At 64.6% G+C, this 14297-nt stretch carries 14 protein-coding genes; 9 read left to right on the top strand and 5 right to left on the bottom strand.

All coding sequences use genetic code 11. The annotated features are described in order from the left end of the window. Positions 1-1224 carry an MFS transporter gene (locus GCN75_RS14785; RefSeq protein ID WP_193317517.1) on the bottom strand — a complete coding sequence of 408 codons (1224 nt, stop codon included), beginning with the start codon at positions 1222-1224 and terminating at the stop codon, positions 1-3. An 85-nt stretch (positions 1225-1309) separates the two neighbouring features. On the opposite strand from GCN75_RS14785, the gene GCN75_RS14780 reads away from it, so the two are divergent. Next, positions 1310-2230, top strand: a complete 921-nt coding sequence (locus GCN75_RS14780; RefSeq protein ID WP_226941399.1) for a LysR family transcriptional regulator — start codon at positions 1310-1312, stop codon at positions 2228-2230. 73 nt (positions 2231-2303) lie between these two features. Continuing rightward, positions 2304-2837 carry a DUF4256 domain-containing protein gene (locus GCN75_RS14775; protein WP_152283176.1) on the top strand — a complete coding sequence of 178 codons (534 nt, stop codon included), beginning with the start codon at positions 2304-2306 and terminating at the stop codon, positions 2835-2837. Positions 2838-2881: 44 nt separating this feature from the next. Here GCN75_RS14775 and GCN75_RS14770 read toward each other — a convergent pair whose 3' ends face one another. Both GCN75_RS14770 and GCN75_RS14765 read right to left on the bottom strand, forming a co-directional pair. Further along, positions 2882-5038, bottom strand: coding sequence for a putative bifunctional diguanylate cyclase/phosphodiesterase (locus tag GCN75_RS14770; protein WP_152283175.1), 2157 nt, complete (start codon positions 5036-5038; stop codon positions 2882-2884). A 188-nt stretch (positions 5039-5226) separates the two neighbouring features. Continuing rightward, positions 5227-6150 (bottom strand): LysR family transcriptional regulator, encoded by a 924-nt coding sequence (locus tag GCN75_RS14765; RefSeq protein ID WP_152283174.1) that lies wholly within the window; start codon positions 6148-6150, stop codon positions 5227-5229. 167 nt (positions 6151-6317) lie between these two features. Here GCN75_RS14765 and GCN75_RS14760 point away from each other — a divergent pair, with 167 nt between their 5' ends. The 5 genes from GCN75_RS14760 to GCN75_RS14740 all read left to right on the top strand — a co-directional run bounded on the left by GCN75_RS14760 (position 6318) and on the right by GCN75_RS14740 (position 10718). Further along, positions 6318-7019 (top strand): pirin family protein, encoded by a 702-nt coding sequence (locus GCN75_RS14760; RefSeq protein WP_152283173.1) that lies wholly within the window; start codon positions 6318-6320, stop codon positions 7017-7019. Positions 7020-7052: 33 nt separating this feature from the next. Further along, positions 7053-7469 (top strand): DoxX family protein, encoded by a 417-nt coding sequence (locus GCN75_RS14755; protein WP_152283172.1) that lies wholly within the window; start codon positions 7053-7055, stop codon positions 7467-7469. A gap of 145 nt (positions 7470-7614) precedes the next feature. Beyond that, entirely contained in the window at positions 7615-8268 is a 654-nt protein-coding gene (ribA, locus tag GCN75_RS14750; RefSeq protein WP_070224093.1) for a GTP cyclohydrolase II, read from the top strand. Positions 8269-8337: 69 nt separating this feature from the next. Continuing rightward, positions 8338-9741, top strand: coding sequence for a S1 family peptidase (locus tag GCN75_RS14745; RefSeq protein ID WP_152283171.1), 1404 nt, complete (start codon positions 8338-8340; stop codon positions 9739-9741). Next, positions 9738-10718 carry an FHA domain-containing protein gene (locus GCN75_RS14740; protein WP_152283170.1) on the top strand — a complete coding sequence of 327 codons (981 nt, stop codon included), beginning with the start codon at positions 9738-9740 and terminating at the stop codon, positions 10716-10718. Before GCN75_RS14745 ends, GCN75_RS14740 begins: the two co-directional genes overlap by 4 nt. A 100-nt stretch (positions 10719-10818) precedes the next feature. Here GCN75_RS14740 and GCN75_RS14735 read toward each other — a convergent pair whose 3' ends face one another. Beyond that, the gene (locus GCN75_RS14735) at positions 10819-11475 is read right to left on the bottom strand and encodes a CCXG family PEP-CTERM protein (RefSeq protein WP_152283169.1); all 657 of its coding nucleotides are present in this window, start codon (positions 11473-11475) and stop codon (positions 10819-10821) included. Positions 11476-12003: 528 nt separating this feature from the next. Here GCN75_RS14735 and GCN75_RS14730 point away from each other — a divergent pair. Further along, positions 12004-12342: an MmcQ/YjbR family DNA-binding protein gene (locus GCN75_RS14730; protein WP_152283168.1), complete on the top strand. Its 339-nt coding sequence runs from the start codon at positions 12004-12006 to the stop codon at positions 12340-12342. Here GCN75_RS14730 and GCN75_RS14725 read toward each other — a convergent pair whose 3' ends face one another. Continuing rightward, positions 12343-12963 carry a TetR/AcrR family transcriptional regulator gene (locus GCN75_RS14725; protein WP_152283167.1) on the bottom strand — a complete coding sequence of 207 codons (621 nt, stop codon included), beginning with the start codon at positions 12961-12963 and terminating at the stop codon, positions 12343-12345. It lies immediately after the preceding gene. Positions 12964-13055: 92 nt separating this feature from the next. Here GCN75_RS14725 and GCN75_RS14720 point away from each other — a divergent pair, with 92 nt between their 5' ends. Beyond that, positions 13056-14294, top strand: a complete 1239-nt coding sequence (locus GCN75_RS14720; protein ID WP_152283166.1) for an MFS transporter — start codon at positions 13056-13058, stop codon at positions 14292-14294. The last annotated feature ends 3 nt before the right edge of the window (positions 14295-14297 follow it).

Raw genomic sequence — 14297 nt, 5'->3', positions numbered from 1 at the left:
TCAATGCACGGCCGCGCCAGCGACGTGCGACGCCAGGTTGCGGCGCGCCAGCCAGGCCAGCGGCAGCAGGGCCAGCAGCGCTGCGGCCACGCCTGCCCACGGCGACGACGCCATCAGCTGGCGCGACACCATCAGCGCACCCAGCATGGAACCGAGTGAAATGCCGAGATTAAATGCGGAAATGTTCAGGCCCGAGGCGAAATCGACGGCGCGCGGCGTGTAGCGCTCGGCCGTGGCCAGCATGCCGGCTTGCAGCGCGGGCGACAGGCCGAAGGCAAACACGCCCCAGACGAACAGCATCACCGTCATCATCCACTGCGAACTGATGCTCAGGGCCACGCCCACTTGCGTGGCTGCCAGCAACAGCAGCATCACGCGCAAGGCCTTTTGCCAGCCCAGGTGGCTCGTCAGGTAGCCGCCCGCCAGGTTGCCGGCAAAGGTGGCGATGCCGAACACGATCAGCAAGGCGCTGGCCATGGTGGCGGAAAAGCCCGTCACATCCGTCAGGATGGGCGTGATGAAGGTAAACGCGGCAAAGCTGCTGCCGAAGCCGAACGTGGTGACGGCCATCATGGTCAGGATGGGGCCGCTGCCGAGCGCCGCCAGCTGCGTCATGGGCTTGCCGCCCTTGCCTTGCTGCAAGCCAGCGGGCAGCCAGCGAGCCATGGCCGCCAGGCCCAGCGCGGCCAGCACCACCACGGCAAAGAAGGGCAAGCGCCAGCCCATCAGGTTGCCCAGGAAGCTGCCGAAGGGCACGCCGATCACCATGGCCAGGGTCAAGCCGGCAAACATGACGGAAATCGCCCTGCCCGCCTGCTCCTTGCTGACCAGGCTGGCCGCCACGGTAGCGCCGATGGCAAAGAAGGTGCCATGCGCCACGGCCGTGATGACTCGCCCCAGCAGCAACAGCTCGAACGTGTGGGAAAAGGCGGCCAGCAGGTTACCGGCCAGGAACACGCTCATCAAGCCCAGCAAGGCTGTCTTGCGCGGCAGGCGCGACATCAGCAGCACCAGCAGCGGCGTGCCGATGGCCAGCGCCAGCGCATACAGGCTGACCAGCGAGCCGGCCGATTCGATGGAAATATGCAAATCCTTCGCAATGGCCGGCAAGATGCCTACGACGATGAATTCGGTGACGCCGATGGCAAAGGCGCCGACGGCCAGCGCCAGCACGCCGGGCGGCATCTTGCCCGAGGCGGTGGAAACAGGGGGTATGGTGGTCATGGTGGCTCCAGCAATGGTTCAAGCCAGCCAGTGTATCGAGGGAAGTACTTTTGATATAGACTCTAATAATGGAAACACCTGTGAAATGGATTCAATAATGGCCCGGCAAGACATCAACCGTTCGTTCGAGATGGGCGTCTTCGTGGCCGTGGTGGAAACGGGCGCGTTTTCCGCCGCCGCGCGCCGCCTGGCCCTCACGCCGTCGGCCGTCAGCAAGCTGGTCAGCCGGCTGGAAGCGCGGCTCGGCACGCGCTTGCTGCAGCGCAGTACGCGCCAGCTGCATACCACGCCCGAGGGCGACGCCTTTTTTATCCAGTGCAAGCGCATCCTCGACGATATCGACGGCGCCGAGCGCGAAGCGGCGCAGGGCGCGGCGCCGCGCGGGCGCTTGCGCATCAACTGTTTCGTGCCATTCGGCGTGCGCCACTTGCTGCCCATCCTGCCCGAGTTCGCCAGCCGCTATCCCGACATCGTGCTCGACGTGGTCGTCAGCGACGCCGTCGTCGACCTGCTGGAAGACCGCACCGACATTGCCATCCGCACGGGCAAGCTGAAGGAATCGAACCTGGTGGCGCGCAAGCTGGGCGAAGAGCCGATGCTGGTGGTGGCGTCGCCCGCCTACGTGGCACAGCACGGCCTGCCCCGCACGCCGCAGGAATTATCCGCACACAATTTATTGGCCTTCAATTTCCGCTGCCAGAACGAAACCTGGCCCTTCCTCGATGGCGCAGGCGGAACGCTGCAGGTGACGCCGCAGGGCAATACCTGCGTCAGCGATGGCGAAAGCATGCGCCAGCTGGTGCTGGCGGGCATGGGACTGGGACGTTTTTCGCGCCAGCACGTGCTGCGCGACATCGAGCACGGCGATTTGCTCCCCGTGCTGCAGGACTACAATCCGGGCGACCGGGAACTCGTGCACGCCGTCTTCGTGGGGCCGGGCCTGCAAGTGCCGGCCAGGGTGCGCGTGATGCTCGATTACCTGCTGGAAAAAGTAAAGCTGGGATGAGCGCCGCTGGCACGCATCGCGCCCTATAATCAGCCATATCGTCGATATCGTTGCACTTCCAGGGAGCCGCGCCATGCATGATGACTTGATCCACACCTTGCAGGCGCGCTTCGGCCGCCACATGCACCGCCATCCGGGCTGGACGTGGGACAGCGTGCTGGCGCGACTGGCCCTTCACCCCGCCAGCCTGGCGGTATTGCAGCAGATGGAAGACACGGGCGGCGAACCGGACGTCATCGGGCACGCCAGCGACAAGGGCGCCGTCGCGTTTTGCGACTGCTCGGCAGAAAGTCCGCTGGGGCGCCGCAGCCTGTGTTTCGATGCGGCGGCCTTGTCTGCGCGCAAGGCCAACAAGCCGACCGGCAGCGCCATGGCCATGGCGCAAGCGATGGGCATCGAGCTGCTGACGCAGGCGCAGTACCGCCAGTTGCAGGAACTGGAACCGTTCGACCGGAAAACCTCGAGCTGGATAGCCACGCCGACCAGCATCCGGGCGCTGGGCGGCGCCCTGTTCTGCGACCGCCGCTATGAGCAGGTATTCGTGTATCACAATGGCGCCGAGTCGTATTACGCGGGCCGGGGCTTTCGCGGGATGCTGCGCATTTAGCGCGCCGTCGTGCGGCGCCAGCGCCATGGCCAGGCTGCCAGGCGCTACGCCACCGCTTCCAGGCGCAGCTGCCGCCCCTCGCCCAGCATCACTTCGAATTCCGATGCCGGCACGGCCGGGCTGAACAGATAGCCTTGCAGCTGGTCGCAACCGAGTTCGCGCAAGAAACGCATCTGCTCGGCCGTTTCCACCCCTTCGGCGACGATTTCCTGGCGCAGCTGCTGCGCCATGGTGACGATGGCGCGGGCGATGGCGCAATCGTTTTCCTCGAAGGGCAAGCCGATGACGAAGGAGCGGTCGATTTTCAGGGTGCTGATGGGGAATTTCTTCAGGTAGGCAAGGCTGGAATAGCCGGTGCCGAAATCGTCGAGCGCCAGCGCCAGGCCCATGGCCACCAGCTGGTTCATGATGTCGATCACCTTGTCGGCGCCCCGCATCAACAGGCTTTCCGTGATTTCCAGCATGATCTGCTCGGGCCGTACCTGGTAGCGTTCGAGCACGGCCGCTATGCGCGCCGGCAATTGCTCGTCGAACTGGCGCGCCGACAGGTTGACCGCGATGGCCGGCATGTGCAGGCCCCGGTCTTCCCAGCTGCGGATCTGGCGGCAAGCCTCGTCCAGCACCCAGGTGCCCAGTTCCAGAATCAGGCTGGTTTCCTCGGCAACGGGAATGAAGAGGCCGGGCGAGACCATGCCGCGCATCGGATGCTTCCAGCGCAGCAAGGCTTCCGCGCCCACGATGCGTCCGCTGGCCAGGCTCACCTTGGGCTGGTAATGCAATTCCAGCTCCTTGTCACCCAGCGCCAGGCGCATTTCGCTTTCCAGGCGCAAATGCTCCTTGGCCCGCCGGTTCATGTCTTCGCGGTAAAACAGGAAGGTCGATTCGATGGTCTGCCCTGCCTTGGCCACGGCCACGTCGGCAAAGCGGAACAGGGCCGGCGCTTCCAGGCCGTCTTCCGGATACACGGTGATGCCGATGCTGGCGCCCACGTGCAGCGCGTGCGTCTCGATGTTGATGGGCGCCTCTAGCAAGTTGAGCAGTTTTTGCGCCACGTTTGCCGCGTGCTCGCGCTTTTCGATATGCAGCAGGGCCACGACGAATTTGCTGTTGTCGACGCGCGCCAGGATGTCCGCGTCGCGCAGGGCGCCACGGAACAGCTGGCCGATGGCGATCACCAGCTGGTCGCCCACTTCATGGCCCAGGGTGTCGCTGATGGAACCGATGCGGCTGATGTCGATGACCATCAGCGCGCCGTGCGTGCCCTGGCGCTTCGCTTCGGCCAGGCCCTGGTCCACCAGCTGGTTCAGCAGGCAGCGGTTGGGCAAGCCCGTCAGGCTGTCGTAGTTGGCCATGCGCTGCATGCGCGCCTCGGCATCCTTGTGCACGGAGATATCGGAAAACAGGGAAAACACATGGCTGATTTCGCCGAATTCATCGCGCACGACGCTGATGGTGACGTCTTGCGGGAACAGCTCGCCATTCTTGCGCTTGCCGATGATCTCGCCGCGCCAGGAGCCGTGGCCCCGCATGGCGGCGCGCACCTTGGCGCGGAAATCGGGATCGTGCACGCCCGAGCGCAGCAAGTCCGGCGTGCGGCCGATGGCTTCGGCGGGCGAATAGCCGGTGATGCGGCTAAACGAGCTGTTGATGGACACGATGCGCTCTTCCGCATCCGTGATCAGCACGGCCTGCTCGCTGTCTTCGATGATGCGCGCGTGCAACCTCACCTTGTCCACGTCGGACAGCGGTTCGCTCATGGCCGACAGGCGCACGGCCATGCCGCAGCCCTTGCCTGCCTGGTCGTGGATCACGTGGCGGTGCATGCGCAGCCACGTCACCATGCCCGACTTCTTGCGCCGGCGCACGTCGGTGGCCACGTCGCCCTGCGTGAAATGCAGCTCCAGCACGCTCGCTTCCGCGTCGTCTTCCGGATACAGAAACAGGATGTGCTGGCCCAGCGCTTCCAGTTCGGAATAGCCGAACATCTGTTCGGCGCCATGGTTCCAGCCGATCAGGAAGCCATCCGGGTCGATTTCCAGCAAGGCGTCGGGCGGCGCCACGCGCACCACGGGCCGGCTGGCGCCGCGCAGCCGCTCCAGCTCGTCCTGCAGCCGCGCCAGGGTGGCGGCCTGCTGCGGCCCCGCCTGTTCACGGGCATCCTGGGCCAGGCGCAGGCACAGCGCAACCTTCGCCTCAAGCATGGCAACCCCACGCCAGGACCAGGTCGGGGGAACATATCAGGAGCGCTGCAGTGTGTGTAATCATCAAAATCCCACTATGGGGCATGGAGGTCGGGCGGGAAAGACTGGAAATACTGTGAATATGGTAACTTAAAAATGTTGGCGTATGTCAACATTTTAAGACCTACGCAGAATGGCTGGGTGCGGCGTCAGGCGCGGCCCGGCAGATGCAGCGCCAGGCGGGCAAACACATCCGGCTCGCGCATGCGCGCCATCCACCAGCGCAGCGCCGCGCCATCCTCGCCCACGCGCCACGCCAGGTAAAACGTTTCCGACGGTTTCGGCTCTTCCACGGCCTTTTCCACCAGCACGCCGCGCGCAATGGCGGCGCGCGCGCACGGTCCCGGCAGGAAGCCAAAACCCAGCCCCAGCACCTGGTAGTCGAACTTGACCTGCATGTTGGGCACACTCAAGGCGTCCTGCCCCAGCAACAAGCCCACGGTGCGCGGCGCCATCTGGCGCGCCGAATCGGCCACGACGACGGCCCGGTACTGCTGCAGGTGGCCGCGCGACAGGGGTTCCGCCACCTGCGCCAGCGGATGCGTGGGCGCCACGGTGAACACGAAGTCGAGCATGCCGATCGGCTGCGCGATATAGCCGCCGCCTGCGGGCCCGTCACCAGGCGCACCCACCAGCAAGTCGACCCGCCGGTCCAGCAGCGCTTCCCAGGTGCCGGACAAGGTGTCTTGCGACAGGCGCAAGCGCGTCTGCTGCGCCACCTCGTAAAAGGCGCGCACGTCGTCGGCCAGGGCCACGGCGGAAAACATGGAATCGATACCGATGGACAATTCCGTTTCCCAGCCGGATGCCACCCTGCGCACGCGGTGCTCGAGGTCCTGCGCCGCCTTCAGCAGATAGCGGCCCTCTTTCAGCAATTCCTGCCCGGCCGCCGTCAGCATGACTTTCGGACCGTTGCGCTGGAACACCTGCACGCCCAGGTCGTCTTCCAGCTTGGCCACCGTATAGGAAATGGTGGACGGGACTTTATGCAGCTCCTTGCCGGCCGACGAGAACGATCCGCGGCGGTCGATGGCGTCGACAATTTGCAAGGCTTCCAGGCTCAGTCTTAACATTCGATTTTTTCGATCATAGTACGGTAGATTTTCCGTTTTTCTTTCTGGACAGGGGCGCCTATACTTTCTCCATCGTACAGCGAAGGGCAGAATCGGCGCCACGGCAAGTGCCAGGCAACGGCCCTTCGAAATTATCGCACATTCACTTACCAGAAACGGAGTTCACCATGTTACAGATTCGTCACAGCGAAGAACGCGGCGCCGCCAACCACGGCTGGCTCAATTCCCACCACAGCTTTTCCTTCGGCAGCTACCACGATCCGCTGCACATGGGCTTTGGCCCCTTGCTGGTGATCAATGAAGACAGGGTCACGCCCGGCCAGGGTTTCGGCACGCACGGCCACCGCGACATGGAAATCATTTCGTATGTGCTCGACGGCGCGCTCGAACACAAGGACAGCATGGGCACCGGTTCCGTCCTGCACTACGGCGACGTGCAGCGCATGAGCGCCGGCAGCGGCGTGCGCCACAGCGAGTTCAACAATTCGAACACGGATGGCTTGCACTTCCTGCAGATCTGGATCCAGCCGAACGTGACGGGCATTCCGCCCAGCTATGAAGAGAAGCATTTCTCGCCGGACAGCAAACGGGGCAAGCTGCGCCTGATCGCTTCTGGCGACGGCCGCCAGGGTTCCGTGCTGATCCACCAGAATGCGGCCATCTACGCCAGCATCCTGCAGGAAGGCGAACAGGCCGAACACGCGCTGGAAGAAGGCCGCCTCGCTTATGTGCACCTGATCCGCGGCAGCCTGGTGGTCAACGGCACGCCCCTGAAAGCGGGCGATGCGCTGAAACTGACGCAGGAAGCCAGCGTGAGTATTACCCAAGCGGAAGATGCGGAATTCCTGCTGTTCGACTTGCCTAATTAATGCATCAGTCAATATAAAGAAAAAAAAATCATCATGAAAAACAATACCGATATCCTGTTGCCCCTGGGCCGTGCCGCCCTTGGCGTGCTGTTCTTTGTCTCGGGCTTGCTGAAAATCGGCGGCTTTGCGGGCGTGGCCGGCTACATGGCCAGCCAGGGCTTGCCGCTGGCAAACATCCTGCTCGTCGGCGTGATCGCCCTGGAAGTGGGCGGCGGCCTGCTGCTGATCACGGGCTGGCAGGCGCGCTGGGCGGCGCTGGCCCTGGCGCTGTTCCTGATTCCGACCACCGTGATCTTCCACGCGTTCTGGAGCGCGGACGCGGCCCACTTCCAGGACCAGCTGACGAATTTCCTGAAGAACCTGTCCATCTTCGGCGGCATGCTGTTGCTGGTGGAGCGGGGCTTCGGCAAGGCCAGCCGCCTTGCAAAAGGCGGATCCGGCCGCAATTAGAGGAATATCACCAGGCATTCCAGCCTTCAAATCTCAGCCAGGGGAAATGGCTTCTCCTGCTTTTTGGTATGATGACAGGGCGCGCCGGCACCGGAGTGGTCAGGCGCGCCTTTTATTTTTGACAATTACCTATATGAGCACAACCATGCAAAGCGGCGCAGACCTCCTGGCGACAGGCGAATTGGATTACACGACTTCCTGCGCACTGCCGACGCCGTGGGCCCAGTTCACCCTGCACGCCTTTGTCGAGCACGCCACGGGCAAGGAACACCTGGCCATGGTGCTGGGCGATATCGGCAACGGCGAACCGGTACTGGCGCGCGTGCATTCCGAGTGCCTGACGGGCGACGTGCTGTTTTCCCAGCGCTGCGACTGCGGCGCCCAGCTCGAAGGCGCCCTGAAACGCATCGCCGAGGAAGGCCGCGGCATCTTGCTGTACCTGCGCCAGGAAGGGCGCGGCATCGGCCTGATCAACAAGATCCGCGCCTACCGCCTGCAAGAGGCGGGCGCCGACACCGTGCAGGCGAATGAACAGCTGGGTTTCAAGGCCGATGCGCGCAACTACACCCTGTGCAAGCCCATGTTTGCCCAGTTCGGCATCCACAGCCTGCGCCTGATGACGAACAACCCGCGCAAGATCGCCGCCATGGAAGCGCTGGGCATCACGGTGGCCGAACGGGTGCCCCTGCTGGTCAACCGCAACGCCTTCAACCAGCACTACCTGAACACCAAGCAAAGCAAGCTCGGTCACATGATGACGCCGGAGACGGCGCCGGCGCTGGAAGACGGCGCCCTGTAATCCCCCGGGCTGGCGCGTGCGCGATGCCGCGCCGCGCCGGCCCCGCTCCTGCCCACGCACAAAGGATGCATGAAATTATCTAACTTCGCCTTCTTGCTGGCCAGCCTGTGCGCTGCCGCAGGCGCGCACGCGGCCCCGGCGCCTTCGCCAGCCGCGGCCACCGCCGCTTCGACTCCCCCCATCAAGCCGCCGCCGGCCACCGCCGCGCCCGCCGCCACCGAACATGCGGCCCTGCCGCCGCCCTCGTCTGCCGCGCAAAAACTGTACACGGCCGCGCGCGCCGACATCCTGCAAGTGCGCGTGCTGCTGAAAAATGGCCGCACGCAATCGTCCGTGGGTTCCGGCTTCCTGATCGGTACGGGCGACCTGGTGGTGAGCAACTATCATGTGGTGTCCCAGTTCGCCCTCGATCCCGACACCTACGTGGGCGAATGGGTCGACACGGGCGGCCAGCGCGGCAATGTGGAATTGCTGGCCGTCGACGTGCTGCACGACCTGGCCGTGCTGCGCGTGAACCGCCATGGCACGGGCTTTTTCAAGATGCCGGAACCATTGGCGCCCCTGACCCAGGGCCAGTATCTGTATTCGATGGGCAATCCGCTGGACCTGGGCTTCGCCATCTCGGAAGGCTCGTACAACGGCGTCGTCACGCGCAGCTTCTATGACCAGCTGATGTTTACGGGACCGATCAATTCCGGCATGAGCGGCGGCCCCAGCGTGACGGCCAGCGGCGACGTGGCCGGCGTGAATGTGTCGAAGCGCCTCGATGGCGAACTGGTCAGTTTTCTCGTGCCGGCCCGCTATGCCCAGCAATTGCTGGCCAGGGTGGCCCAGCAGGGCAAGCCGCCGAAAGACTTCAAGCCGCTGGTGACGGCGCAGCTGCTGGCGCACCAGGAAGTCATGCTGGCGCGCCTGCTCGACACGCCCCTGAGCCTGAAAGCCATGGGACCGTACCGCGTGCCCGTGCGCGAATCGGACCAGATGCGCTGCTGGGGCCGCTCCAACGTCAAGTCCGACAAGCCCTATATGCTCGACAACACCAGCTGCGCCATGGAATCGGCCATCTTCATCTCCGGCGCCCTGCAGACGGGACAAGTGTCTATGCGCCACGAATTCCTGCGCAGCAGCGAACTGGGCGCGCTGCGCTTTTCCGAGCTGGCCAGTACCTCGTTCAAGAATGAAAGTTTCGGCAGCTATAAAAGCGTGCACCTGACGGGGCCCCATTGCACCGAACAGTTCGTCAAGAACGCCACCCTGCCCCTGCGCGCCGTGCTGTGCGTGCGCGCCTATCGCAAGTTTACCGGCCTGTACGACTTTGCCCTGCTGGCCGCCAGCACCGATGAGCCACTCATGAGCCTGCAAAGCCGCATCGACGCGCGCGGCGTGTCCTACGCCAACGGCATGCGCGTCACGCGCACCTTCCTCGAGGCGTTGTCGCGCGCGCCCGCCACCACCGGCGCGCGCAAGCCATGAAGCCGCCCTACTACCTTGAAATCCTGGCCGAGAATGGCGAGGTGCAGCAGCGCCAGCGCATCGATGCGCTGCCGATCCACATCGGGCGCGGCTACGACAACGACTTCATCCTCGACGATGCGCATGCGGCGGCCCGCCACGCCATCGTCGAGGACGACGGTGCGGGCGGCCTGCTGCTGCGCGACCTGGGCAGCCAGAATGGCGTGATCCACCGGGGCCAGCGGCAATTGCAAGTGGCCTTGAGCGGCAACAGCATCGTGCGCCTGGGCCACACGCGCCTGCGCGTGCGCGCCTGCGACCATCGCGTGGCGCCCGAACTGAGCGACACCACCCGGCACGACTGGGAAGGCTTGCGCCCCGCCATCGCCGGCCTGGCCATGATCGGTGCCTCGGCCGCCTTCAGCAACTGGCTGGGCGACGCGGATGCGTTCGACCCGATTTCCTACCTGATGATCATCGCCTACGCGCTGGCCGGCGGCCTCGTGTGGGCATCGATCTGGGCCGTGGCAAACCGCCTGTTCGGCCATGTGGCGCGCTTCGGCCGCCACCTGTTCATCATCGGTTGCGGCTTGCTGGCCATGGAAGTGTTGGAACTGGGCAGCAATGTGGCCGCGTATGCGCTGTCGCTGGAAGTGCTGACGCGCTACGGACGGCATATGTTCATCGTCATCGTCTGCGTGATGATCTACTACCATTTGTGCACGATCAAACCCCAGCATCCGCGCCGCTTCGGCCTCGTGGCCGTCGTGCTGGCCATCGTGGGTTCGACCCTGATCCTGCTGAGCAACCTGCAGATCAGCGGCCGCCTGGCCGACGAGGCCTACATGTCCGTGATCTACCCGCCCGCACTGCGCCTGAGCCCGAATCACACGACGGAAGCGTTCTTCCGCGATGCGGCCAGCCTGCAGCGCGCCGTCGACGCCGAGCGCGGCAAGACGGCCAAGGGCGCCGACGAAGACGACGACAGCGGCGACTGACAGTACGCACATACAAAAAGCCCGCCGCATCCTGACGGAGCGGCGGGCTTTTTCACGCGCGCCGAACGGCGCGCGCAATATCGCTGCTTGGAACCTGCGCTTAGAACTTGGCTTCCTGCTTGCGGCGCGCCGTGAAGCCCAGCAGGCCCAGGCCGATCAGCAGCATGGCGTAGGTGGTCGGTTCCGGCACGGCCGACACCAGGCCATCGGTGCTGGAAAAGCTGGTGAAATTGCCGTTGCCTGCCTTGAACTGGACTTGCTGGCCGCCATCGCAGCAGCCTTCCAGGCCGAAGATGCTCAAGGTATGGTTGCCTGCCGACAGGGTGCTCGAACCGGCGAGGAACTGGCTGCTGCTATTGTAGTTACCGGCCCACCACAGGTCGCTGCTCTTGAAGTCCAGCGCCACGCCATCGAGGAACAGGGCGCCGCCATTGCCGAAGTCGACGCCGCTGCGGAAGCTCCAGGCGCCTGCATTGGCCGCGCTGACGCCGAAGTTGATCACCGACTTGAAGGCGACGTTCGAACCACTGCCGAACAGGCTGCTATTCGTGACATTGTTGTAGCTGGCAATCGTCGTCGTGCCATAGCCGGCGCCCGGCGTGGCCACGGCGGCATTCACCACGGACTGGTAGGCGGCGGCGGAAGCTTGCGCGCCTGCGTTCGAGTAGCCGGTGGAGACGGTGATGGTGCTGGCGTTCGCGTGGGCAAACACACCAACGGCGATCAGGGACAAAGCGATTTTAGGCAAGTTTTTCATGATGGATATCCAATCAGTAAGTATTCAACGGGCGCAGCAGGCGTGAGAGCGCTTGAGCTGAATACACGCTGCATTGAGGCGTGTCGGCATAGCGCGGGAAAGTGCAGGAATGAGCGGTCGGGGGCGTAGCTTCCGCAAAACTTCGCGGACTTGCGGCGTGCCATGGCGGCACTGCAAGCGTCCTGGAAAGGGTTCGGGTTCCCGGGACAAGGCCAGACAATTGACGGGTCAGGTGAAACGTTGAGTCTATTCTATCTTAAATTCCTTGGAAGAAAAGTATTTTTCTTTTAGCCATGTAAGATATTTTTATGACAATCGCGCGACAAGCGGGGAAAACGGCCTGGACGGCCGCGCCGCACGGGCGCCAGGCCCCTGAACGCGCCTGCGCACCTGTCGCGCAAGCACCACAACCGGGCGTGCCGGTGTCGCATCTTGCGCATTTCTTTTCGCATGCCGCTGCACCACGGGGCGAAACAGCATGGCAAAATGTAGTCACGCTGCTATCTATCCGAACTGGGGGAAAGAGGAATGGTCGACCTGGAAGAACTACGCTATCTGGCACTGTCGTTTCCCGACGCCACCGAGGAAGAACACCACGACCGTCCGGCCTTCCGCGTGGGCGGGAAGATCTTTGCCACCCTGCCCGACGACGAGCACATCAACGTGCTGCTCGATGCGGAAGCGGCGCATATCGCCACCGTCATCACGCCGTCCGGCTGCGAAAAGCTGTGGTGGGGCGAACGGCTGGCCGGCATCACGGTACGCCTGGCGGATGCCGAGCTGGACATGCTGGCCGCCGCCCTGACGGCCGCCTGGCGGCGCAAGGCGCCCAGCGACCTGGCCAAGACCATCGCCCCCAGCGGCTAGCTACAGCGGCCAATTGCGCAGCAACAAGCCCACCATCTGCTGCAATTGCTCGCGCGATACGCCCGCCGCCGCCTGGATGGCCATGCCCTGCGACAGGGTCACGACAAAGCGCGCCTGCTGCTCGGGACAGGAATCGGGCGGCAAGTCCCCCTCCTCCTTCGCGCGCCGCAAGCGGTCGCGCAACTTGATTTCACCGCGCAGCCGGCGCGCGAACAATTCATCGCGGATCGGCAAGGCGTCGTCGCTGCAGGCCAGCGCCGCATTCACGCCCATGCAGCCGTGCGGACCGTCCGGCATGGTCTGCGCATCCACATACTGCGTCAGCAGGGCTTCCACCACCTGGCGCGCCGTCGGCTGCTCCAGCGCCGCGTCGAAAAACCGCATGCGCGTGTCGCTGTAGCGTTCGATCGCCTTGTGGAACAACTGCTCCTTGTTGCCGAAGACGGCATACAGGCTGGGCCGGTTCATGCCCATGGCTTTCGTCAATTCCGGCAGGGAACTGCCTTCATAGCCCTTTTCCCAGAATACCTTCATGGCGCAATCGAGCGCTTCGTCCGCATCGAAGGTGCGTGGACGGCCCGTTTTCGCCTTGACGGTTTCGTCTTTTTTATCTTGTTTCATACCGTTCGGTAAAAAATTATTGACAACAATGTCTGCCTTCCCTGATTATATACCGACCGGTTAAAAACCTCTCGGCTTTTCAGGACCCCACCATGCACACACCACCTGCTTCCCCATCCGCCACGGCGGCCCCCAGCGACGATACCACCGTCGCGCCCTGGCTGGCCGTCCTGTCGGTCGGCATCGGCGCCTTCGCCCTCGTCACGTCCGAATTCCTGCCCGTCGGCCTGCTGCCGGCCATGGCTGCCGAACTGGCCATCACCAAGGGCCAGGCGGGGCTGATGATCACCACGCCCGGCATCGTTGCCGCATTTGCCGCCATCTTCGTCACCGTCGGCTCGGGCCGCCTCGACCGCCGCATCGTGCTGCTGGCGCTCACGGCGCTGCTGGTCGCATCGAACCTGCTGGTGGCGCTGGCGCCCTCGTTTGGCTGGATACTGCTGGGCCGCGCCATGCTGGGCGTGGGCGTGGGCGGCTTCTGGGCCATCGGCAGCGCCATCGGCCCGCGCCTGGTGGCGCCGCAGCATGCGTCGCGCGCCATGTCCATCATCTTTGCCGGCGTCTCGCTGGGCACGGTGGCGGGCGTGCCGGCCGGCGCGCTCGTGGGCGATCTCGTGGGCTGGCGCGTCGCCTTCGGCGCGGCCAGCGCCATTGCCGTGCTGGTCTTCATCGGCCAGCTGTTGCTGCTGCCCAAGCTGCCACCGACGCAAGCCATCCGCTTGCGCCAGTTGCCGATGATTTTCGGCATCCGCAAGGCCAGGCTGGGCCTGATCGCCACGGCCATGCTGTTCACGGGCCAGTTCGCTGCCTACACGTATATCGCACCTTTCCTCACGCAGATTTCGCACCTGGCCGCCGGCACGGTCAGCGCCATGCTGCTCGTCTATGGCGCGTCCGGCTTCATCGGCAACCTCGTGGGCGGCTGGGCCGCCGGCCGCTACGAGCGGGCCGCGCTGATGGTGACGGGCGCCGTGCTGGGCCTGTCCACCCTGGCCCTGGCCGCGTTCGGCAGCCATTCGGTCACGGCCATGCTGCTGGTGGCCATCTGGGGCTTCGGTTTCGGCGCCATGCCGATCGCCGTGCAAACGTGGATGTTCAAGGCGGCGCCGGAGCTGATGGAAGGCAGCAGCGCGCTGTTTGTCGCCATCGTGCAGGTGTCGCTGGCGTCGGGCGCCTTGCTGGGCGGCATGGCCGTCGACCGGCTGGGCGTATCAAGCGCGATGGTGGTGGGCGGCCTGTTCGCCCTGGGCTGCGCCGTGACGATTGCCATCTTCGGCAAGCCGCGCGCCGCGCCGCAGGTGGCCGCCGGTGCCGCTGCCTGCAAGGCCTAGCGA

Source organism: Janthinobacterium violaceinigrum (assembly GCF_009208555.1).
Lineage (GTDB): Bacteria > Pseudomonadota > Gammaproteobacteria > Burkholderiales > Burkholderiaceae_D > Janthinobacterium > Janthinobacterium violaceinigrum.
This window is presented reverse-complemented; position numbering and strand designations above follow the sequence as displayed.